This window comes from Paraburkholderia diazotrophica, from assembly GCF_038900755.1.
Lineage (GTDB): Bacteria > Pseudomonadota > Gammaproteobacteria > Burkholderiales > Burkholderiaceae > Paraburkholderia > Paraburkholderia diazotrophica_A.
The window spans coordinates 328,026-349,535 of sequence record NZ_JBBPEN010000009.1 but is presented as its reverse complement, the minus strand read 5'-3'; the positions used below and the strand labels follow the sequence as shown (position 1 = coordinate 349,535).

Below are 21,510 nucleotides of genomic sequence, written 5' to 3'. Positions count from 1 at the left end.
GTCAGCGCGATGTAGCAAACCAGCGAGCCGCGACACGCGACGTCAGACGACGGGGCGCATGTCGCGGTTTCTTCTTTTGACGAGCGTCGCTTGCGGTGAGCACACGCTGTTCGCGGCATAGCGACGGCTGCCCGGTCTGCCGCGTTTTTTTCCACGTTCGCATCAGTCATTGCGCGAGCGCACGGATCAACCTTCGCGCGCCATATGCCATCCGCCCGTCTTCGGATCGGCATAGGCGCGCAGCGCTTCGAGCGCGGTCGCCACGGCTGCGCGATTCTCGTTCTCCGCGTGCCAGTACATCGACACAGAGCCGAAGCCTTCGAGTTGCATCGGCAGAATATGGACGGCATTCAACTGCTCGAAGCGCAGCGCGGCCCGATGCGAGGCGACGCCCACGAGGTCCGTGTTGTTGAGCAGCGTGAGATTGAGGATCGACGAATTCGTTTCGACGCAATGGTTTGGCAACGCGCGGCCCACAGCCGAGAGCGCGGTTTCCAGCGCATTGCGTACGGGCGTGCCCTGCGGCCAGACGATCCACGAATACGCGAGCACGTCGTCCCAGCCTACTTTTGTCTTGCCCGTCAGCGGATGATGAGGCCGCGCGACGAAGTTGATGGGCTCGGTATAGAGCCGCTCGGTCTGCAACTGCGGATCGTCGTATTCCTGACCCGAGCGGCCGACGACGATATCCAGCTCGCCGCGCGCGAGTTGCGGCATCAGCTGGTTCATCGTGCTCTCGATGATCCGCACATTCGCGCGCGGCATGCGTTCGAGCAGGCGCGCCACGGCGAGCGGCACTGTGTCCGCCGCCGATACGCCCGATGTGCCGATGCTCACGAGTCCGCTGCCGCCTTCGCGCAGCGCGAGCATGTCGTCGCGTGCGTTGTCGAGATGCGCTTCGATGCGGCGCGCGTGCTCAATCAGCGCTTCGCCATAAGGCGTCGGCCGCAAGCCGCGCGCATGCCGCTCGAAAAGCGCCAGGCCGACGTCCTCCTCCAGTTCCTTCAGCCATTTCGACAGCGCCGGCTGAGTCGTATTGAGGGCGGCCGCCGACTGGCTCAGGTTGCCCGTGCTCGCAACGCTTAGCAGCACCTGCAGATGCCGCAGACGCAGGCGGTAAGTCCAGTCCATCGCGCAGTCCTCCCATGACGAACCGCCCATCCGGCATGGATTTGCGGAGGTATATCCAAAATTATATGGATTAGATTAATTCGCCATTTTACCGGGTATAGCTCCGTCGCATATAAATGATGCACAGAGTCCGGGAAACCGACGCGGCCCGCCGACGCATCTGGCCCGCGAGACACCGAAAGCAAGACAGGAGACGCAAATGGCGAACAACAATCCGGGCGCATCGCGCGCGGCCTATTACGAGCACATCGCCCGCCAGCGTATGACGCCGCTGTGGGAGTCGCTGCACAACCTCGTGCCGAAGTCGCCGCAGCCGAAAGCGCAGCCCGCGATCTGGAAGTATGCGCAGGTGCGCGACCTCGTGATGGAGGCGGGCTCCGTGATCAGTGCGGAAGAGGCTGTGCGTCGCGTGCTGGTGCTCGAAAACCCCGGCTTGCCCGGCAAGTCGAGCATGACGCCGAACCTGTATGCCGGACTGCAACTGATCCTGCCCGGCGAGATCGCGCCGAGCCATCGGCATACGCAATCGGCGCTGCGCTTCATCGTCGAAGGCAAGGGCGCGTGGACGGCCGTCAACGGCGAGCGCACGACGATGCATCCCGGCGACTTCATCATCACGCCGTCGTGGACGTGGCACGATCACGGCAATCCGTCCGTCGAAGAAGGCGGCGAGCCCGTCGTGTGGCTCGACGGCCTGGACATTCCGCTCGTCGCGCAAATGGATGCAGGCTTTGCCGAGAACTATCCCGAAGCGACGCAGCCTGTCTCGCGCCCCGAAGGCGACAGCTTCGCGCGCTTCGGCCACAACATGGTGCCCGTGCGGCATCGCGTGTCCGATCCGACGTCGCCGATTTTCAGCTACCCGTACGAACGCAGCCGCGAGGCGCTCGACGCGCTGTACCGCAACGGCGAGCTCGACGAATGGGACGGCGTGAAGCTGCGCTACGTGAACCCGGCGACGGGCGGCTGGCCGATGCCGACCATCGCGACTTTCATGCAATACCTGCCGAAGGGCTTCAAGGGCCGCACGTATCGCAGCACTGACGCGACGATCTACTGCGTCGTCGAAGGCAAGGGCACGGCGAAGATCGGCGACGACGAATTCGCGTTCGAGCCGCACGACGTGTTCGTCGCGCCGTCGTGGGCGCCCGTGCAACTGTCGGCGTCGGCGGAGAGCGTGCTGTTCAGCTATTCCGATCGCCCTGTGCTCGCCGCGCTGAACCTGCTTCGCGAAGAACGCAGCTAGACGTTCGCATCGTCCCGGCGCTTTTTGTCTTCGCGCGCTGCATCGGCGGCGCGCGCTCCACCCTTTAATCTGTCGAGTCGAATTCATCATGGCTTTTGTTTTCCCGCCCGAAGCGCCCGTCGCTGTTCCCGTCGCAGGTAGCGACGCTCAATTCGCGGTGCGCCGCGTCTACTGCGTAGGCCGCAACTACGCGGCACATGCGCGCGAAATGGGCTTCGATCCCGATCGCGAGCCGCCATTCTTCTTTTGCAAGCCCGCCGATGCCGTCGTGCCCGTCGCCTATGGCGAAACGCTCGAACTCGCGTATCCGTCGCAGACGCAGAATTACCACTACGAAGCGGAACTCGTCGCGGTGATCGGCAAGAGCGGCTCGGACATCGCCGTCGAAGATGCACTCGATTATGTCTGGGGCTACGCAGTCGGCCTCGACATGACGCGCCGCGACTTGCAGATGAAGATGCGCGAAATGGGCCGTCCGTGGGAAATCGGCAAGGCGTTCGATCGCTCCGCGCCGATGGGCCCGATTCATCCCGCGAGCACGGCCGGCCACTTCGAAAACGCCGGCCTGTGGCTGACCGTCAACGGCGAGACGAAGCAGCAGAGCGATGTGTCGCATCTGATCTGGTCGGTTGCCGAGACGGTCGCGTATCTGTCGAAGTTTTTCCGACTCGAACCGGGCGACGTCATCTTCACGGGCACGCCGGAGGGCGTCGGCGCTGTGAAGACGGGCGACACGATGAAAGTCGGCGTCGAGCGTCTGGGTGAACTGACTGTGCGCGTCGTTTGACGCTTGTGGATGCAATTGATGGAAGACTCTGCCGTGCAACTTCATAGCTTCTTCAACAGCTCGACGTCGTACCGCGTGCGCATCGCGCTCGCGCTCAAAGGCCTCGCGTACGACACGCTGCCCGTCAATATCCGCGTCGGCGAACATCGCGCGGCGGACTATATGGCGAATGTGAACCCGTCGGCGTCGGTGCCCGCGCTGCTCGACGGTGACTTCAGACTCGGCCAGTCGCTCGCGATCATCGACTATCTCGACCACAAGTATCCCGAGCCGCGCCTGATTCCGCTTGATCGCAAATTGCGCGCGCGCGTGCTCGAACTCTCTGCGCTCATTGCGTGCGATATTCATCCCGTCAACAACCTGCGCGTGCTGCGCTATCTGGAAATGGAATTGAAGGTCACGCCGCAGCAAAAGACCGCGTGGTACCGGCACTGGGTTGCGGAAGGGATGGCGGGCGTCGAGCGCCTGCTCGAACGCAGCAACGCGGGGCCGTGGTGCTTCGGCGCGCAGCCGACGCTCGCCGACGTGTGCCTCGTGCCGCAGATCGCGAACGCGCTGCGCATGGACTGCGATCTGCGCGCGTATTCGCGCAGCCTCGCCGTGTACGAGCACGCATTGAAACACCCGGCATTCGACGCCGCGCAGCCGCAGCGCCAGCCCGATTACACCGCTTGATTGCAGGTCGGCGACCCTCTGCAACGAGATCAGAAGCAAGGCATGGAGACAGTCATGAGTGAGACAAACAGCAAAGGCGGGCGCGTGCTCGTGATCGGCGGCGGCATCGGCGGCCTTGGGGCAGCGCTGGCGCTCGCGCGTCAAGGCATTCGCGTGCAACTGCTCGAACAGGCGGCCGAGATCAAGGAAATCGGCGCCGGCATCCAGCTCGGCGCGAACGCGTTCAACGCGCTCGATGCGCTCGGCGTCGGCGAAGCGGCGCGCAGCCGAGCCGTGTTCACCGACTACATGAAGCTGATGGATGCGCTCGACGCGCAGGAAATCGTGCGTATCGACGTCGGCGCGCCGTATCGCGCGCGCTTCGGCAATCCGTACGCGGTCATTCACCGTGCGGATATCCATCTGTCCATTCTCGAAGCCGTGCAGGGCCATCCGCTGATCCAGTTCCGCACGAACACGCAGGTCTGCTCACTCGAACAGGACGAGAGCGGCGTGACCGTCACCGATCAGCACGGCGAGCGTTATCGCGCGGATGCCGTGATCGGCTGCGACGGCGTGAAGTCGGCGATACGCAACACGCTGATCGGCGACGACCATCGCGTGACGGGGCACGTCGTATATCGCGCCGTCGTCGAAGTCGATAACATGCCGAAGGATCTGCAGATCAATGCGCCCGTCGTGTGGGCCGGGCCGCATTGTCACCTCGTTCACTATCCGCTGCGCGGCGGCCAGCAATACAACCTCGTCGTTACGTTCCATAGCCGCGAGAAAGAGGAGTGGGGCGTGCGCGAAGGCAGCAAGGCGGAAGTGCTGTCGTATTTCGAAGGCATTCATCCGCTGCCGCATCAGATGCTCGACCGGCCGACTTCATGGAAGCGCTGGGCCACGGCTGATCGCGAGCCCGTCGAACGCTGGAGCTATGGGCGCGCGACGGTGCTCGGCGACGCCGCGCATCCGATGACTCAGTACCTCGCGCAAGGCGCCTGCCAGGCGCTGGAGGATGCCGTCACGCTCGGCGCTGCCGTTGCCGCGACCGATGGCGATTTCGAAGCGGCGTTCAAGCTGTACGAGACGGCGCGCATTCCGCGCACCGCGCGCGTGCTGTATTCGACGCGTGAGATGGGGCGCATCTATCACGCGAAGGGCGTCGAGCGTCTGGTGCGCAATTCGCTGTGGGTCGGCCGCACGCAGGAGCAGTTCTACGACGCGCTGCAATGGCTGCATGGATGGCGCGCGGAAGATTGCCTGAAGGGCGTCGCCTGAAGAGCGAAGTGAATTGGGTGGAGACAGGTGATGGTGTACGCGCAGCCAGTCAACGTCACGGACGTAATCGATCGCAATCGGGTTTCGCCGTTTCAGCTGACGATCGTCGTGTTGTGTTTTCTGATCGTCGCAATCGATGGCTTCGATACGGCTTCGATCGGCTTCATCGCGCCCGTCATTCGCGCGCAATGGCAGTTGTCGCCGGCGCAGCTTGCGCCTGTGTTCGGCGCGGGGCTCGCGGGCTTGATGGCAGGCGCGCTCGTGTTCGGTCCGTTCGGCGATCGCGTGGGGCGCAAGCGCCTGTTGCTCGCATGCGTGTTGTGCTTCGGCATTGCGAGCGCGGTGTCGGCGTGGTCGGGCGGATTGCATGAGCTGATCGCGTGGCGCTTTCTGACGGGACTCGGGCTCGGCGGCGCGATGCCGAATGCGATCACGCTGACGTCCGAGTATTGCCCGTCGCGGCGCCGCTCTTTTCTCGTCACGACGATGTTCTGCGGCTTCACGATCGGCTCGGCGCTGGGCGGCATCGTCGCGGCGGAACTGATCGAGCATTTCGGCTGGCGCTCAGTGCTGCTGACGGGCGGTGTCGCGCCGCTTCTGCTTGTGCCCCTGCTCGCGTGGCGGCTGCCTGAATCCGTGCGCTATCTCGTCAGCGCGGGAAAGCGCGCGGAGCACGTGACGCGGCTGCTCGCGCGCATCGCGCCGCACGAAGATTTTTCGCAAGCGACGTTCGTGGCGCCGCATGGCAAGCCGGCGGGGTCGCCCGTCAGCCATCTGTTTCGCGCGGATCTGCTGCGCGGCACGCTGCTGCTGTGGCTGACGTTCTTCATGAGCCTGCTCGTGATCTATCTGCTGTCGAGCTGGCTACCGACGCTTCTGCGCACGACGGGCGTTTCGCTGCATACGGCGGCGCTCGTGACGGCGATGTTCCAGGTCGGCGGCTCGGTCGGCGCGATCGTGCTCGGCTGGCTGATGGACCGCTTCAACCCGCACTACGTGCTGGCCCTCGGGTATGCGCTGGCGGGTCTTTTCACGGCGGCTATCGGCAGTCTTGCCGCGTCGCCGTGGCTCGCGGCACTGGCTGTGTTCGCGGCGGGCTTTTGCGTGTCGGGCTCGCAGGTGGGCGCGAATGCATTGTCGGCCGTGTTCTATCCGACCGACTGTCGCGCGACGGGTGTCAGCTGGGCGAACGGAATCGGACGTAGTGGATCGGTCGTCGGTTCGCTGGCAGGCGGCGCGATGCTGGCGGAAGGGTTGTCGCTGCCGGCGATGTTCATGCTGATTGCGATACCCGCTGTCGTCGCTGGCGCGTCGATCTTCGTGCTGGGGGCTTGGGTGACGCGGGTTGCGCGCGGCGAGACGCTGGATACGCTGGCGCCGGAGCAGACGGGCTGATGGAAATCATCCAGGCGCATGCGGTTTTTTGCACGCGCCATGACTTGCTTCAACGCCTACTGCGAAATCCACCCCCGCCCGATTGGCCACGCGAGCAGCTTGCGATAGAGGGCGATCAGCACGCCCATCACCGCTTCGCCTGCTGACGACCAGAGCGGCGTCACAACGACGTACGCCGCGCATGCAATCACCACCGCGCCCGCCATATCGAATGGAAAGTGCACGCCGATGAACACGCGCGCCCAGGCGACGGCAAGCCCAGCCATGAGGATCAGCGCGCCGTGCCATCGAATACGAGCCAGCAGCAGCGTCAGCGCGACGCTGGCGAACACGGTGCCGTGATCGCTGGGAAACGACGAATCGGGCGCATGTTCGATGAACGTATGGCCGAGCCCGATCATGAAGGGCCGTGGATGCATCCAGTAAAGCCCGATGATCTGATTGCACCCGAGCGCAAGCAGCGCGACGCAGCACGCGCGCACGGCCGCCGCGCGCTGATGTTGTCCGCCGAATAGCCAAAGCACGCCGAGCGTGAGCGGAACGAGGTAGATAACGTAATCAGCGATCGCGATCGCGACGTCGATTTGCCAGCGCGGCGTCGAGGCCGTCGCGTTGATCATCAGAAAGAACGCCTGATTGAACGCTTCAAGTGTATTCATGCTGCAATCACGTAGATGAATGGAGCTGCCGAACAAGGAAGGCAGAAGAAAGGAAGGCAGAAGACCGGCCCGATCGTACCGGCCGAAACTTATGTCACGCTTAGGCGCTCGAATGGCGCTCTGACCTGCATCCCAACCGCGCAAGCATGCATGGCGCCTCGCGCCACTCTCACAGGTGGAACGGAGTATTCTTTCGGTGCGCTTGCAAAAGACGGCGTTATCGCCGTCTTTGTAGCTACATGCCGAAATCGAATGGCGGTGCTTCATGGATGCGGTCTCTGACGTGTTGCGCGTCGTGCGTCTGTCCGGCGCGGTCTATCTGCACGCTGAACTGACGGCGCCGTGGTGTCTGATCGGCCACGCCGATCAGACGTTGTGCACCGCTTATCTGCCCAGAGCGGATTGCGTGGTTTCCTATCATCTGGTCACGGAAGGGACCTGCTGGGCGCATCTTCCCGACCGCGCCGATCCCGCCATCTGCGTGAGCGCGGGCGAACTGCTCGTCGTGCCGCAAGGCGAGGCGCACATCATGGGAAGCGCGCTCGATCTCTCGCCCGTGCCGGCGGGGCCGCTGCTCGAATCGCAACTCGATACCACGCCGGGTGAACTGCTGAATCTCTCGCATGGTGGCGGCGGCGCGCCGACGCGCCTCCTGTGCGGCTTTCTCGCTTGCGACGACGCGCTGAGCAATCCCGTGCTCGGCTCGCTGCCGCGCCTCTTCAAGGTCAACGTGCGCAACGATCCACAGTCGTCATGGCTCGAAGCATCGCTGCGCTTCGCCGCTGCCGAGGCCGCGCAATCGCGCGCGGGCAGCGCGATCGTTCTCGCGCGGCTGTCGGAGCTGCTGTTCGTGTGGGCCGTGCGACGCTGCATCGACGACTTGCCCGCCGAGCGCAAGAACTGGCTCGCGGGCATCAAGGACCGTTTCGTCGGCCGGGCGCTGTCAATGCTGCATGCGCAACCGTCATACGACTGGACCGTCGACGAGCTTGCGCGAAAAGTCGGTCTGTCGCGCTCCGCGTTTTCACATCGATTCAGCGATTTGCTTGGACAGCCGCCGATGCAATATCTCGCGCGTTGGCGCCTGATCGTCGCGGCGCAGGAACTGTCGTACAGCAGCAAGGCGATTGCGGCGATCGCCGAGCAGGTGGGCTACGAATCGGAATCGGCGTTTCATCGCGCGTTCAGGCGCGAGTTCGGCATGCCGCCCGCCGCGTGGCGAAAACGTCATAGCCATGTCGACGGCGCCGAGGTCATCGCCGAAAGCCAGTAACGTTCACAGTCGATCGGCGTTCGCGCAGCGCGCATCGGGCTCATCGTCGGCGCAACGCGCGAAGGCTTGCGCAACGTGAAGCCGCGCGAATCGATGCGCGCGGCGCGGAAGACGACGGCGCGCCGCATCGCTCGCATCCGTGTCGAAGGCGACGAATGCAAACGGCTTCCGATGTCGTGCATCAACCGCCGCATCGTGGCGTGCCATGCGAGCGGATCGAATATCCGGCTGCCGCGCAGCGACTTCAACAGCGACAGCGCGGTGCCGAGTTCCCGCACATGTCTGCCGTGATCGTCGTTCAGCTGACGCAGCGCCGCACAGCAGGCATCCCAGCCGACGTGCGAATGCACATGCAGCAGTGCGAGCAGCAACACGGGCGGCAGGAGCGCGAGGCCGCCTTGCATCAGCGCATCGCCTTGCAGTTGCAGCAGGAGTCGCTCGTATGGGTCTTCGCTGATGGAGCGTCGGCGCGGATCTGGCAGATGATGCATGACACGGTCTCCTCATTCACAAAGGTCGCGGTTTTCGTGGCCGACGGCCGGCGACGCATCGCATCCGGTCACGGCGACGGAAAAGGCAGGACACCCTGATTTCAGAAGACCTTGCTGCCCGACGTTCAGGAACGCGCTTGCTGCAAAAGATGATTCATGGTGCTCGATGCCGTCTTGCGAGTGACTATGAGGCAATGCGCGCAAATGACCATTGCCCTTGCGTCGCGCCGCTTTATCCGATCGTCCTGTTTTCGTGAGCGCATCGCGCAATGACGCAATCGCCTTTAGTTATTCTTAACGTGCGCTTCCGTTCCGATTGCTCTAAAACTGGTCTGTAGACGCAGCGTCTGCATCGACTAAAAAGGAGTGGTCATATGAATGCTCAAGGCAATGCTCAAGGCGGTAACGACGCGGACAAAGATTCGGGAGCGCGTACTTCATGAACAGTCTCATTGGAACCATCGTCGCCGTGACGGGCGCTTTCGGCAGCCTGGGTCTCGCTACGGCGCAATTGCTGGCGCAGCGCGGCGCGAAAGTCGCGCTCGTCGGACGCGGAGCGGCGCCCACGGATCTGCCGGCGCCGCTCGCGCAGGCCTGCATCGCGAGCGATGTCGATCTCGCGCAACCCGACGCGGCTCAACGTGCGGTCGATTCGATCGCGAGCCGGTTCGGCGGCCTGAACGCGCTCGTCAACGTGGCGGGTGGCTTCAGCTGGGAGACGCTCGCCGATGGCGGCGCGCAAACGTGGCAACGAATGTTCGATGCGAACGTGAAGACGACATTGAACGCATCGAAGGCGGCGCTTGCGCATCTGACTGCGGCGGAGGGCGGACGCATCGTCAACATCGGCGCGATGGCCGCGTTGAAGGCGGGGATGGGGATGGGTGCCTACGCGGCGTCGAAGGCTGGCGTGATGCGTTTGACGGAAGCGCTTGCCGAAGAACTCAAGGACAAAGGCGCGACCGTCAACGCGATCTTGCCGAGCATCATCGATACGCCGCAGAACCGCGCCGACATGCCCGACGCCGATTTCACACGATGGGTGAAGCCGGAGCAGATCGCCGCGGTGATTGCGTTTCTGCTGTCGAAAGAAGCGCAGTGCATCACAGGGGCGCTGATTCCTGTCGCTGGACGTGTTTGAACCTGCTCCCCCTAAGGGCCGAAACGAAAAGCACGGCTTTCGCGCGGGTCATCGCCCCCTCTTCGGAGGGGCTTTTTTATCGTCGCAAGCTTTTGCGCAACGCTTGTACTGCTTGCGCAACTCGGCGATCTTCGCCGCGACGCTCGCCAGAATGCCGAGCGCACCGATTGTTTCGACCAACGCGGAAAGCATGAACGTCTCCTTTGCACGGGCTGTGGGTGCCGGCAACGTGAGACTGGAGCGTAAGGCCGCTGCGTGCCGCTCACAATCTGGAAGTTCCGGACCCAGACTTCGCCGCTACCGAAGCATCACGTTCACGCGAGAGAGCATGCGCAAAACGGACGCGTCGATGAACAGGAGGACGATTCACGCGACGCGTGATTTGAACGTCGACACGCGCGGCAGGTTTCGTCTGAACGTTGGCTGGCCCACATTGCAGCGCGCGTTTGTCGGCGATACTGTGTTCGCGCACGGGGGAAGTTTGCGCATCACGACAAGTCGAATGAGGCAAAGCGTTGTGGCGGCCACAAGGCACCAGCGCCACGCGGCGCGAACCTTTGCCGAACATCTGGCCATCCGGCGCCGCCCGGGACATCGGCCTCAAAAAACTAAAGACTGAACGCCGGCTCTAGCCGGCGTTTTCTTCGTCGCGTGCCGTGCGGCGCGGTAGCGGATCAAAGGACAAAGCAGCGGATAATCCGACGTCGATCGCCCACGCATTGCAGCATTGGTTCGTGCAGATAGCGCATCGCCGGTAGTATCTGGGTTTTGGCTTGCGCCTCGCTCCCTATCCGTCGATGCCACATACCATGCGCGCTGTGCTCAACAAATGGCTTTTCATCGTCTACCTGCTGGGCAGCGGAACGATCTGGTCCACGGTGATGCTGCTGCTCTATCCGTTTGTCGGCCGCTCGGGCCGCTATGCGCTCGCGGCGTTGTGGTGTCGCGCGCTGGTGTGCGTAATGCGCGTATTGCCGGGCATCCGTTGCTCGATAGAAGGCCTCGAGCATCTGCCGAAAGAACCGTCGATCATCCTCTGCCGGCACGAGTCGACGTGGGAAACGCTCGCGTTTCTCGCGCTATTTCCGCGCCGGATCGGTTTCGTGTTCAAGCAGGATCTTTTGCGCATCCCGTTCTTTGGCTGGGTGCTGAAGGGACTCGACATGGTGAGCCTCGACCGCGGCTCGCCGCGGCAGGCGCACGTCGCCGTCACGCGTGAAGCTGCGGAGCGCCTTGCGAAAGGCGATATCGTCGTGATCTTTCCTGAAGGCACGCGGGTGCCGCATGATGCGCCCGTCAGGCTGACATCGGGCGGCGTGCGCCTCGCGTGCGCAACGGGGGCGATGATCGTGCCCGTCGTGCACAACGCGGGCAAGATGTGGCCCGCGAAAGGCTGGCCGACGGGGGCGGGGCACATCCGTGTCGTCGTCGGTCCTACGCTGTCGCCTGCCGAGCGATCGCCGCAGGAACTGATCCACGACGTTCACGACTGGATGCAGTCGGAGTTGAAAAAGCTCTAGTGGGCCTTTCGCATCATGCCGCGCGACGGCCAGGTCGCTGGATCGCGCGCCGCGTGAAGTGCCTTATGAAGCACTACATGAAGCGTCGCGCCCTCATGCCGTCACCGTTGCAGCCAGGGTGCCGTGCGCGATTTGCCGTTCGATGCGCATCAGGCCTTCGATCATCCGCGCTTCGGCCTGCGCGATGTCATCCAGCGATGCAGCGGCGAGCTGCCGCTCGAAGATGCCGAGCGCGATGGTCAGCCACGCGTAGTTGTCACCCTCGATAATCCACTCGCCGCGTGTCTTCTCGATCGCGTCGATGTCCGTCATTGCAATCTGCGCTTCGGCGATATCGTCGAGCGCTTCAGGAAGATGGCCGATGCGGCCGAGTTCTTCGGCGACGAGCAGTTGCCGTCCGAGCGTCGTGTACAGCTCGCGAGATCCGTGACCTCGGCGGAACGCGTCGAGACTCGCGTATGCCTGCAGAAGCATCGCGCGCGTGATCGGCTCGTGTGCGGCGCGGCTGAACGTCAGCGCGCGCAGCAGCGGCGACATGGCGGGGCGGGTCTGTTTGCGGCTTCGCGACTTGTGCGACATGGTGGTGTACCTCTTCTCTTCGTTTCCGGCGAGTGCGGACAGCTCGTGAACGCGCGGAAAAAGATGCCGCCGATGCACTGGCGGCACGTACAGGGGAAAGAATTCAATGACTGTCTGCGTACGGATAATGAGCCGCGACAATTAAGACAGAATTAAATGGCGAGTGTCGTGCCGATCACCGCACACGTCTTCATCGAAAGTTACTGGTATTGAGCGTGCGCTGCCTGACGCTGCGCCGCCTGTTCTTCGGCATGTTTCTTCGCAACGTGATGGCCGACGACACAGCCGCCGATCGCGCCGATGACGGCGTGATGCCCCGCATAGTGCCCCGCGACGCCGCCGACCACGGCCCCCTTGATGCAACCCGCCGCGTGCGCCGTCCCGCTGACGGCGACGAGAAGCGTTGCGGCGGCAAGCGTGGCCTTACCGAATGCTGTCATGCTGATACCCCGTTTCAGTTGTTCGATCCGATGTTGCGCCGGCTCGGCTGAATTCAATAGCGTTCACGAGTCGATTCGCACCGTTAGCGTCAGCGCAGTGTACGCGGCGGCCCACGCCGAAGGTGCAACACGTCTGCGAGTTTCGTAACAAGCAGTTAGACGGAATTGAGGGGCGTGGCGCCCTTCGATTCCGGCGCTGGATGCCACGTGACAGCGCACGGTCACTGTGGCGGCGTCGCGCGCAAACGGTGCGTGGTCTTCGGCGCGGCAGCGGCCGCCGATGCTGCCTCCGATACGCCGCTCGGACCTGAAGGCACATCGGCGGGACGCGTGGCGCGGCCCGTCGCGTTCGGGTACATCGCCATCAGCGTGCGCAGCACGCCGTTCGTCCAGCCGAATCCGTCCTGCAACGGATACTCGCCGCCGCCCGCCGACGTCGTGCCCGCGTTCGCATCGACGTCGTACTTCTCGACCAGCTTGCCCGTGTGCTGGTAGTACGCGACGTTGGTGCGTATCCAGCGCGTCGCGATCTGCTGCGCGAGGTCTGCATGGCCATAACGGCGCAAGCCCGTCACCGCGAGATATTGCAAGGGCGCCCAGCCGTTCGGCTCGTCCCATTGCTGTCCCGACTGGACCGTCGTCGTCGCGATGCCGCCCGGACGCAGCAGGCGCGCGCGCACTGTCGCGGCAACCGACGCCGCTTGCGCCTTTGTCGCGATGCCCGAATACAGCGGATAGACGGTTGCCGCGCTGAGCCGGTGCGTAAGCTGATGCTTGACGAAGTCGTAATCGCCGAATGCATTCAGCTGCGAGTCCCACGCGACGCGGCGAATCGCTTCGGCGCGCACGGCCGCGCGCTGCTCCATGTTTTCCGCGTGCGACGCGTCGCCCTGCACGCGATACGCTTTCGCCAGCGTGCGTTCGAGATCGACGAGCAGAGAGTTGAGATCGACGGGGATCAGCGACGTGACCTCGACTGTCGCGAGCGACTTGCCGTCGGCGAACCAGCGTGAACTGAAATCCCAGCCCGTTTCGCCGCCCGCGCGCAGGTTGCGCCACAGGTCTTCCGCGTTGCGTTGAGGCATCGCCTGCGCGGTGACGACGTCTTCCCGATAGGATTCGTCGCGCGGCGTGCCGCGTTCGTCCCAATAGCGGTTGAGCAATGTGCCGTCAGGCAGACGCACGAGATGACGATACGCGCTGCCGGGCGCGATCTGGTTCTGGCCGTCCATCCAGTAAGCGTATTCTTTGCGCAGCGCGGGCAGATAGTGCAGATAGACTTGATCCCCTTCGCGGTCGGCTGCGAGGCGCACCATCTGCGCGAAGAACGGCGGTTGCGAGCGGCTGAGGTAGTACGTGCGGTTGCCGTTTGGAATGTGGCCGTAGCGGTCGATCAGCGTCGCGAAGTTGTCGAGTTCGTCTTTGAGCAGATCTTCGCGGCCGCTCTGCCGAAGACCCAGCATGATGAAGTACGAGTCCCAATAGTAGATCTCGTCGAAGCGGTCGCCGGGGACGATGTATGGACGCGGCAGCGGCAGCAACGACGACCACGGGCTCGCGCTTGAATCGGGGTTTCGCCGAAGCACGGACCACAACGTGTCGATATGCGCAGTGACGCTCTGGTTCGGATCGGACACGTAGTTTTTCGTTTCGCGCGCGGGCAGCGTGAAGCGCTCATCGACGAAGTACTTGAGATCGAAATGTGCGTCTGATTTCTGACCGGCATAATCGGCATCGATCTCCTTCGGCGGCACGTTGGGCACCATATCGGCGAATGTCTTGCTGTCGGGATAGAGATGCGCGAGTTCGACGGCGCGATACAGGTCGCCGTACAAATCCGATGGCGGAACAGGCACGACGGGCGATGCGTTCCCGGTGCCCCGGTTCGATGCCGACGCCGTAGCGGATGCACCCGACGATGCGCTTGCGGGCAAGGCCTGCGCGTCCGCGGGCTGCGCGTTGAGCGCGAGCAGCGCGCCGGCGCACAGGGTAATGCGAACGATGCGGGCGGCGTCGAAGGCCATGGAAAGCATGCGGCGGGCTTGGGGTTGCGGCATCGGAAGGGCGCTCCTGGTAGTGAAGTCCGTTCGAAGACAAGGAGTCGCGCAAGCAAGGTATGTTCCCCGGCGACGGATGTCCGCGTTCGCAATCAAAAGCGGACGACAGCCGTCGCATCGCGCCATGCGTTTAGACGGAAACCCCCGATGACTGTTCAACAGCACGATGTGATGAATCGTGTGCGCGATGTGCATGTGCATGTGCATGTGCATGCGCATGCGTGGCCTGGCGCACGTCCCGCTTCGGCAAAACTAACGCCGTCGCGATCCAGCGACTATCCTTTTACGAGGCTCGGGCATTGCGTCGGTTGTGTCGAGTTGAAGCGCGTCGAACATGGCTTCGACGTTAGCAAACGACTTTGCCAAGGCCGCGTGAGCGTGCGCGCTCGCGTCAATCGATTGAAGTTGCAACGATCGGACAAGGAGTTGAAAAATGAAGACCCTTGCGTTTGCTCTTGCACTTGTGGGTTTCGCCGGGCTGGCTGCACCCATTGCGTCGTATGCGAAGATCGATCAGAACGCCGACTACTATCGCGCCGAAGATCGCGTGCGCAATACGTCGGGCGATCCGAAAGACACAGCGCGGGCGGAGCGCGGCCAGGCGTCGGCGACTTCGAGCCAGTAGTGTTTTCGCGGTCGTTTCTGTTTGCGGCAACCCGATTACGATCGTGCTTGCCGCAACGCGAATCCTGTTCCGCGAAGGCGTCCACGCATGTTTCATCGTGGCGCGCGGCATAACCACGCACGCGCGCGCAACTCCCTGGCCGAAAGAATCTATTAACCGCAAGGAAGGAATATCGGTCGGGCGTGTAAGCGATAATCAGGCGTGTCCCACATCGGTCAAGCGTCACGCATGCCGTACCCCGACCAACGCAACTCGACGGGGAAAAGAATCCGGTCAGGATTCAATCGAACGAATGAGCGTTTACAATCCGGGCTCGCGTTTTTCACGGAAAACGCAGCCGGATCTGCCCCTCAATCATTTCGTTCAAACTCATGTCGACACCCAATCACGCCAATAGCCGCCGTTCGCTGACCCTGCTCCAATTGCTCTCGCTCGTAGGCGTCGCGGCCGTGGTGTGCAGCGCGCTGCTGCGTCACTTCTACTAGACGGCGGCTGGCAACACTCGCCGTTCGTCTGTCGTCCAATTCGCATGTACAAGAAAGCCACTGCTGTAGAAATCCAGTTCTCGCCTGACCGGCTCAACGATGGCGCCGGCGATCCCTTCTGGATCGACCTGAACCTGACGGAAGCGACAGCGCTGCATCAGGCGCTGCAACGCTATCTCGATGCGCCAGCCGGTGAGCGGCCGACGCCGCTCGTCGTGTCGCTCGATCGCGACAACGGCGCGGCAGCGGCGGAATCGCGCGGATCGGATGACGCGGCTGCGATGCGAACGCCGTCATCCAACGACGAATTCAAGCAGTGGGTATGCGTGATTTGCGGCTGGATCTACGATGAGGCAGCCGGCCTGCCTGAGGAAGGCATCGCGCCCGGCACGCGCTGGGCCGACGTGCCGGAAAGCTGGCGCTGTCCGCTCTGCGATGTCGGCAAGCAAGAGTTTGCGCTCGTGGAATTCTGAGCGCGGGTCACTGGTCTGCTGACGCCAGCGTTCGCGTGCACTCTCTAACCATCGACCGATAGATCGGATCGGCGACGCGGCGCTGAAAATACTCGACGAGCGTGTCGTTCGCGTGCGGCCTGAGCCGAACGCCGATCGCGATGCCACGAAACAGCGACTGCGCCTCGATGCTGACCGCGCCGTTCGCGCGCACCTCGCTGAAATGCCGCACGCTCGATTGCCAGCGGCCGGCGATGCATCCCGCCACATCCGATGCCGTCTGCACCGTTTGCGCCGAGTAGTTCGGCGCCAGTGAAAAGAGACTGTCCTTGCGCGAGCACGCGACGAGCGCGACGCACACGACTGCGGCGACAGCGAGATGAGAGAGGTTCAATTTTCGGTCCGTCAGGGCAGTTGAAGCGTGTAGAAAGCTTGTGAAACGCGCGCGGCGATCAGAGCCAGCGAGAACGAGTATACTTTCGCGCCTTGAACGTTTCGCGACGCATGTGCATCGTATTGAATTTCGAGGCACCACGTCGCCATGAAAAGCCCGCAATGAAAAGCATCACCGCTCTATCTGGCATCTTGTGCCTCATCTGGTTCTGCTCGACCGCCTTTTCGCAGTCTCCGTCCCAAGCCGACGTGCCCGACGACTACGCGTATCTCACGCGTCTTCACGTGCGTCCCGCCGTCATCAACTGTATCGCCGAACTCGACCGCTGGATTCGCACTACCTCACGCTATGACATGTTTCTCGCGCCCGATCGCCGTGTGCTGAAAGCCAGGGTCGACGGCGGCAGCGGCATTTTCTCCGGCAACAATGGCGCTCAACCCGTCGAGTCGACGGTGACGATGCGCGCATTTGCCCGCGTGCGCAGCAAGCAGTCGTGGATTCCTGTCGTCGCGAAGTGCGGGATATGGCACGAGCACGTGGTCGGCGTGTCGCTGCAGAAATACGAGGGTCATACGCCCGTCGTGCATTGACGCGGGGGGCTAGTCTCCGCGATCGTGCAGCTTGAATCCCGCCGACGGGCTATACGACAGCCTGTGCCTCGGCGCGAGCAGATCGTAGTCGCGCAACGCGGACAAGTAGGACGGACCGTGAATGATGGCGGGCGATGGCGTCGATGCGCGATGCCGTTCGGGCGGGGGCTGCGGCTGCAGAAGCGCCGGGTCGAGACGGGAACTGGACGGCAGGTTGGCAAGCACGATGGCCTGCGAGTCCGCGCCAGCCGAACGAACGCCGGCTGCGGCAAACGCTGCCATCCACGCTGCGAGCAGAACGACGTAAGATTTCATCTGCTACCGGAAATGCGCACACTGATTCGTCGGCGCGTCTTTGCGCACGATGCGCCAATCCGCCGCTATGAATCGATATTAGTCACGCAGTGACATAATTTCAACCAGCACCCGACATCGATGGAGTCTCCCATGGCAGCACGTCCCGCCGCTGCGGTCGAAGCCCCGACCAAGCAGGATCTGGAGGCGATGTCCGCATTCCGCTACCAGTTGCGGCGCTTCCTGCGCTTTTCGGAGGAGGTGACGCACACGGCCGGCATCACGCCGTTGCAGTATCAGCTGATGCTTCATGTGCAGGGCATCGAAGGACGCGACTGGGCGACGGTCGGCGAGCTTGCGGAGCGTCTGCAAGCCGCGCCGCATGGCACGGTGGCGCTCGTGTCGCGCTGCGAGTCGGCGGGACTCGTCGCGCGCAAGACCAGCCGCAGCGACCGCCGTCAGGTGGAGGTGCATCTGACGTCGAGAGGTGAACGCCTTCTGCTCCGGCTGGCTACCTTGCACAAGTCCGAGATGGAGGCATTCGGCTGGGCATTCAAAGGCGGGTTCGAAGGCATCTGAATACGCGCCGGCACCTTTTTCGCCGCGCCGCTGCGACGAATGGCACAGCGTGACGTATTCGCCGCCCACTAGCGCGTCTGCCGTTATCCGAGTTCGTCGATCATCAGCCGCGCAGCGGGCGACAACACGGCACCGCGCCGCGTCACGATGCCATAGGGTTCGGTACGGGATTTCACTTCGATTGCAAGCGTCCGTGCAAGGCCATGATCGGACAGCATCGCGGCCATGTCGCGCGGCATCAGGGAAACGAGCGCAGGGTCGCGCTGCAACATCAGCACCGTTGTCATCGTCGACGCGGTTTCGATCGTGTGAGGCGGCACGGGGAGTCCTGCTTCCTTGAACTCGCGTTCGAACAGCCCGCGCAGCGGCATCATGCTCGGATAGACGATCCAGCGGGAAGACGCGAGATCGGCGAGCTTCACGTCTTGCGCGTCCGCCAGTGGATGCGCGCGGCTCGCGACGATCGCAGCCGGTTCGTCGCTCAGTTCTTGATAGTCGTAGTGATCGGGCTGCCGCGCGACGGTCTTGCGGCAGATGGCCAGATCGAGCCGCCCCTGGTCGAGCAGCGCGAGGAGCCGCGCGCTTGTGTCTTCGACGACTTCGACCGTCAACGTGGGCTGTCTTTGCCGCAGACGCGTCAACGCATCGACCAGCACGCCCGACACCGCGCCCGTGATCGCGCCGACGGCGAGCCTTCCGCCCGAGCCTTGCAGAATGCCTTCCATCTCTTCACGCAGATGGGCGACGTCCATGTGAATCAGCCGCGCGTAGCGGATCACGCAGCGCCCGAGTTCATTCGGCTGAATGCCATGCGGCGAGCGCGTGAAAAGCGTCGCGCCGAACGTCGCCTCGATCTCGCGCAGCGCCTTGGTTGCACCGGGCTGGGTCAACGCCATCTCGTCGGCGGCGCGATGCAGCGAGCCGTGTTCGTCGAGCGCGATCAGAAGACGCAGTTGCTTGAGCCGCAGACGCGCGGCAATCGAATCGACATTCGGCAGCATGGGCTATTGTGTTGTCAGCTTTTCCATCAGGAAGTCCACGAAGCAGCGCACGCGCGACGACAGATGCCGCGCATGCGGATACAGCAAAACGAACGGACGCGTGCGGCCGCCATATGGCGTGAGCACTTCGCGCAGCGTTCCATCGTCGAGATCGCGAGCCGCGACGAACCGATAGGTTTGAAAAAGGCCCGCTCCGTGCCGCGCGAGGGAGACGCCGGCCAGCACGTCGCCGGATGTGCTATATCCGCCGCGCGTCATCATCTCCAGTTCTTCCCCTGCTCGCGTGAAGAGCCATGACAGATTGCGCCCGGTGCTCGGCAGCGCGTACTGAATGCACTCGTGGTTGATCAGATCGTCGGGTGTCTCCAGCTTGCCGGCCGATTTCAGATAGGTGGGCGACGCCACGACGACGAGCTCGGCATCTTCAAGCTTGCGCGCGATCAGTCCGGAGTCGTCGGGCGCGCGGCCTCGTATGGCGAGGTCGAAGCCTTCGTCGGCGAAGTCGATGTTGCGGTTGCTCAGATGTGCCTCGACCGTGACGCCGGGATAACGCGCGCGGAATTCGGCCAGCAGCGGCAACACGCGGTAATGGCTATACGGCGTCGGCATGCTGATGCGCAAGACGCCTGTGGGCGTGCTCTGTTGTCCCGTCACTTCGCGCTCGGCGTCGGCAAGCTGGTTGAGCGCCTGACGACATTGCTCGAAGTAACGGCGCCCGGCATCGGTGAGCCTGATCTGTCTCGTCGTGCGCACGAAGAGCCGCACGCCGAGGCGCGACTCCAGGCGCGCGACGGAACGGCTCACGGCAGCAGGCGTTACACTCGCGGCCGTCGCGGCGACGGTGAAGCTCTCCAGCTCAGCCGCGAGGCAGAACAGTTCGATGCTGCCCAGAAGAAGGTCTTCGAATCGACGCTGCATGGCCTTTCCATGATCTGCCGGATGTGCTGCTCGTTTTGCCTGACGCAAAGGCACGGCGCGGTGCAGCGGGATGGTTGACGGCGGGTCCGCAGAGGATAGCAGGTCTTGCGGCATGGGCTGGCTCGCAGCGCGAGCGCGCGTCCGTCATGGCTCGCGACAGCAAGTACAGCGAGCCATCGCCGGCGCAACGATACGCGCGTTGCCCGATCTGTTCCCGCCGCTCAACAGTGTCTTGACTGGCAACCGGTTGACCGGTCTTTGCCTGATAGCCGATCATCTATGTAAAGAGGCTATGCTTGCGGGAGCATTTGCAGCCGAAGCACGGACCTTCGACTATCCGCTCTGGCGTGTGGATCGCGAGCGGCATGGTCTCCAACTTACGCGATGAGGTCATCAGATGAGCAATCGTTTCGAAGACAAGCCGCTTCTCAAGTTGCTTGGCATCAGCAAGCCGATCATTCAGGCGCCCATGGCGGGCACCAGCACGCCGGCGCTCGCCGCGGCCGTTTCGAATGCGGGCGGCCTCGGATCGCTCGGCGTGGGCGCGATGAATGCCGAAGCCGCGCGAAAGGCAATCCGCGACACACGCGCTTTGACCAACGCGCCTTTCAATATCAACGTCTTCTGCCATGAACCCGCAACCGCCAATGCGAAAGTCGAAAAGGAATGGCTGAACTGGCTTGCTCCGCACTTCGAGAAGCACGGCGCGAGTGCGCCTGAGAAGCTCAGCGAAATCTATACGAGCTTCATCGAAGATCAGGCGATGCTCGACGTGTTTCTGGAGGAAAAGCCGGCTATTGTCAGCTTCCATTTCGGCTTGCCTTCGAAAGAAATCATCAAGGCGCTGAAGGACGCGGGCATCAAGCTGCTGGCGTCGGCGACGAATCTCGACGAGGCGGCGGCCGTCGCCGATGCGGATGTCGATGCCATCGTCGCGCAAGGTATCGAAGCGGGCGGCCACCGCGGCGTGTTCGATACGCAAGAGTTCGACGAAGGCTTGGGCACGTTCGCGCTCACGCGTCTCTTCGCGCAGAAAGTCGATCTGCCCGTGATCGCGGCGGGCGGGATCATGGACGGCGCGGGCATCGCGGCGGCGCTCGCGCTCGGCGCGCAGGCCGCGCAGCTCGGAACGGCTTTCGTGCCGTGCCCGGAGACGTCGATCGACGAGGGCTACCGCCGCGCCATTCTCGGCGACCCGGCGTATCACACCGTTTTGACATCGGCGATTTCTGGGCGGCCGGCGCGCAGCATGGTGAACAGGTTTACCGAACTCGGCCGCTCGGCGGATCGTCCTGAGACGCCGTCTTATCCGATCACCTACGACGCGGGCAAGGCGCTGCATGCCGCCGCGAAAGCAACGGGCGAGTTCGGTTACGGCGCGCAGTGGGGCGGCCAGGCGGCTGCGCTCGCTCGTTCGCTGCCCGCTGCGGAACTGGTCGCGCAACTGGAAACGGAACTCGTCGAGGCGATCCGGCGTTTGCTGCCGTTCGCGTCCTGAAGAAATGGATCGGCGCG

The 21,510-nt window shown here is 63.4% G+C and carries 24 protein-coding genes; 13 read left to right on the top strand and 11 right to left on the bottom strand.

From position 1 onward, the window contains the following. Window positions 1-186: 186 nt before the first annotated feature. Complete coding sequence (locus AABE10_RS26820) at window positions 187-1,131, bottom strand: LysR substrate-binding domain-containing protein (RefSeq protein WP_342936224.1); 945 nt, start codon at window positions 1,129-1,131, stop codon at window positions 187-189. A 199-nt stretch (window positions 1,132-1,330) separates the two neighbouring features. On the opposite strand from AABE10_RS26820, the gene gtdA reads away from it, so the two are divergent. From gtdA to AABE10_RS26795, 5 genes are all read left to right on the top strand, one after another. Continuing rightward, entirely contained in the window at window positions 1,331-2,377 is a 1,047-nt protein-coding gene (gene gtdA / locus AABE10_RS26815) for a gentisate 1,2-dioxygenase (protein ID WP_342936223.1), read from the top strand. Between the two features lie 88 nt (window positions 2,378-2,465). Continuing rightward, the gene (locus AABE10_RS26810; protein WP_342936222.1) at window positions 2,466-3,164 is read left to right on the top strand and encodes a fumarylacetoacetate hydrolase family protein; all 699 of its coding nucleotides are present in this window, start codon (window positions 2,466-2,468) and stop codon (window positions 3,162-3,164) included. A 33-nt stretch (window positions 3,165-3,197) separates the two neighbouring features. After that, complete coding sequence (gene maiA, locus AABE10_RS26805; RefSeq protein WP_342936281.1) at window positions 3,198-3,839, top strand: maleylacetoacetate isomerase; 642 nt, start codon at window positions 3,198-3,200, stop codon at window positions 3,837-3,839. A gap of 54 nt (window positions 3,840-3,893) precedes the next feature. Next, window positions 3,894-5,102 carry a 3-hydroxybenzoate 6-monooxygenase gene (locus tag AABE10_RS26800; protein WP_342936221.1) on the top strand — a complete coding sequence of 403 codons (1,209 nt, stop codon included), beginning with the start codon at window positions 3,894-3,896 and terminating at the stop codon, window positions 5,100-5,102. A 30-nt stretch (window positions 5,103-5,132) separates the two neighbouring features. Continuing rightward, window positions 5,133-6,497 carry an aromatic acid/H+ symport family MFS transporter gene (locus tag AABE10_RS26795; protein ID WP_342936220.1) on the top strand — a complete coding sequence of 455 codons (1,365 nt, stop codon included), beginning with the start codon at window positions 5,133-5,135 and terminating at the stop codon, window positions 6,495-6,497. Between the two features lie 56 nt (window positions 6,498-6,553). Here the strand turns inward: AABE10_RS26795 and AABE10_RS26790 are convergent, their stop codons facing one another. Continuing rightward, window positions 6,554-7,156, bottom strand: a complete 603-nt coding sequence (locus AABE10_RS26790; protein WP_342936219.1) for a phosphatase PAP2 family protein — start codon at window positions 7,154-7,156, stop codon at window positions 6,554-6,556. Window positions 7,157-7,421: 265 nt separating this feature from the next. Here AABE10_RS26790 and AABE10_RS26785 point away from each other — a divergent pair, with 265 nt between their 5' ends. Continuing rightward, a complete protein-coding gene (locus tag AABE10_RS26785) occupies window positions 7,422-8,429 on the top strand; it encodes an AraC family transcriptional regulator (RefSeq protein WP_342936218.1) in 1,008 nt (335 codons plus the stop codon). Here the strand turns inward: AABE10_RS26785 and AABE10_RS26780 are convergent. Both AABE10_RS26780 and AABE10_RS26775 read right to left on the bottom strand, forming a co-directional pair. Beyond that, window positions 8,384-8,920, bottom strand: coding sequence for a hypothetical protein (locus AABE10_RS26780; RefSeq protein ID WP_342936217.1), 537 nt, complete (start codon window positions 8,918-8,920; stop codon window positions 8,384-8,386). The two genes, AABE10_RS26785 and AABE10_RS26780, sit on opposite strands and share 46 nt — an antisense overlap. A gap of 12 nt (window positions 8,921-8,932) precedes the next feature. Further along, window positions 8,933-9,190, bottom strand: coding sequence for a hypothetical protein (locus AABE10_RS26775; RefSeq protein ID WP_342936216.1), 258 nt, complete (start codon window positions 9,188-9,190; stop codon window positions 8,933-8,935). 169 nt (window positions 9,191-9,359) lie between these two features. On the opposite strand from AABE10_RS26775, the gene AABE10_RS26770 reads away from it, so the two are divergent. Both AABE10_RS26770 and AABE10_RS26765 read left to right on the top strand, forming a co-directional pair. Beyond that, window positions 9,360-10,061, top strand: a complete 702-nt coding sequence (locus AABE10_RS26770; RefSeq protein WP_342936215.1) for an SDR family NAD(P)-dependent oxidoreductase — start codon at window positions 9,360-9,362, stop codon at window positions 10,059-10,061. Window positions 10,062-10,870: 809 nt separating this feature from the next. After that, complete coding sequence (locus AABE10_RS26765) at window positions 10,871-11,581, top strand: lysophospholipid acyltransferase family protein (RefSeq protein ID WP_342936214.1); 711 nt, start codon at window positions 10,871-10,873, stop codon at window positions 11,579-11,581. A gap of 93 nt (window positions 11,582-11,674) precedes the next feature. Here AABE10_RS26765 and AABE10_RS26760 read toward each other — a convergent pair whose 3' ends face one another. The 3 genes from AABE10_RS26760 to treF form a co-directional block, all read right to left on the bottom strand. After that, window positions 11,675-12,160 (bottom strand): hypothetical protein, encoded by a 486-nt coding sequence (locus tag AABE10_RS26760; RefSeq protein ID WP_342936213.1) that lies wholly within the window; start codon window positions 12,158-12,160, stop codon window positions 11,675-11,677. Between the two features lie 200 nt (window positions 12,161-12,360). After that, window positions 12,361-12,600, bottom strand: coding sequence for a hypothetical protein (locus tag AABE10_RS26755; protein WP_342936212.1), 240 nt, complete (start codon window positions 12,598-12,600; stop codon window positions 12,361-12,363). Between the two features lie 221 nt (window positions 12,601-12,821). Beyond that, complete coding sequence (gene treF, locus AABE10_RS26750; RefSeq protein WP_342936280.1) at window positions 12,822-14,633, bottom strand: alpha,alpha-trehalase TreF; 1,812 nt, start codon at window positions 14,631-14,633, stop codon at window positions 12,822-12,824. A gap of 457 nt (window positions 14,634-15,090) precedes the next feature. Here treF and AABE10_RS26745 point away from each other — a divergent pair, with 457 nt between their 5' ends. Both AABE10_RS26745 and AABE10_RS26740 read left to right on the top strand, forming a co-directional pair. Further along, a complete protein-coding gene (locus AABE10_RS26745) occupies window positions 15,091-15,282 on the top strand; it encodes a hypothetical protein (protein ID WP_342936211.1) in 192 nt (63 codons plus the stop codon). A 529-nt stretch (window positions 15,283-15,811) separates the two neighbouring features. Beyond that, window positions 15,812-16,240, top strand: coding sequence for a rubredoxin (locus AABE10_RS26740; RefSeq protein ID WP_342936210.1), 429 nt, complete (start codon window positions 15,812-15,814; stop codon window positions 16,238-16,240). Window positions 16,241-16,247: 7 nt separating this feature from the next. Here AABE10_RS26740 and AABE10_RS26735 read toward each other — a convergent pair whose 3' ends face one another. Continuing rightward, complete coding sequence (locus AABE10_RS26735) at window positions 16,248-16,613, bottom strand: hypothetical protein (RefSeq protein WP_342936209.1); 366 nt, start codon at window positions 16,611-16,613, stop codon at window positions 16,248-16,250. 161 nt (window positions 16,614-16,774) lie between these two features. Between AABE10_RS26735 and AABE10_RS26730 the strand changes: the two genes are divergently transcribed. Beyond that, window positions 16,775-17,203, top strand: coding sequence for a BspC domain-containing protein (locus AABE10_RS26730; protein WP_342936208.1), 429 nt, complete (start codon window positions 16,775-16,777; stop codon window positions 17,201-17,203). Window positions 17,204-17,212: 9 nt separating this feature from the next. On the opposite strand, the gene AABE10_RS26725 is transcribed toward AABE10_RS26730, so the two are convergent. Beyond that, complete coding sequence (locus AABE10_RS26725) at window positions 17,213-17,518, bottom strand: hypothetical protein (RefSeq protein WP_342936207.1); 306 nt, start codon at window positions 17,516-17,518, stop codon at window positions 17,213-17,215. Between the two features lie 132 nt (window positions 17,519-17,650). Here AABE10_RS26725 and AABE10_RS26720 point away from each other — a divergent pair, with 132 nt between their 5' ends. Beyond that, window positions 17,651-18,076 carry a MarR family winged helix-turn-helix transcriptional regulator gene (locus AABE10_RS26720; protein WP_342936206.1) on the top strand — a complete coding sequence of 142 codons (426 nt, stop codon included), beginning with the start codon at window positions 17,651-17,653 and terminating at the stop codon, window positions 18,074-18,076. A gap of 83 nt (window positions 18,077-18,159) precedes the next feature. On the opposite strand, the gene AABE10_RS26715 is transcribed toward AABE10_RS26720, so the two are convergent. Together AABE10_RS26715 and AABE10_RS26710 are read right to left on the bottom strand one after the other, a co-directional pair. Next, window positions 18,160-19,077: a LysR family transcriptional regulator gene (locus AABE10_RS26715; protein WP_342936205.1), complete on the bottom strand. Its 918-nt coding sequence runs from the start codon at window positions 19,075-19,077 to the stop codon at window positions 18,160-18,162. Window positions 19,078-19,080: 3 nt separating this feature from the next. Further along, window positions 19,081-19,995, bottom strand: a complete 915-nt coding sequence (locus AABE10_RS26710; protein WP_342936204.1) for a LysR family transcriptional regulator — start codon at window positions 19,993-19,995, stop codon at window positions 19,081-19,083. Window positions 19,996-20,392: 397 nt separating this feature from the next. On the opposite strand from AABE10_RS26710, the gene AABE10_RS26705 reads away from it, so the two are divergent. Then, window positions 20,393-21,493, top strand: coding sequence for a nitronate monooxygenase (locus AABE10_RS26705; protein WP_342936203.1), 1,101 nt, complete (start codon window positions 20,393-20,395; stop codon window positions 21,491-21,493). Window positions 21,494-21,510 lie beyond the last annotated feature (17 nt).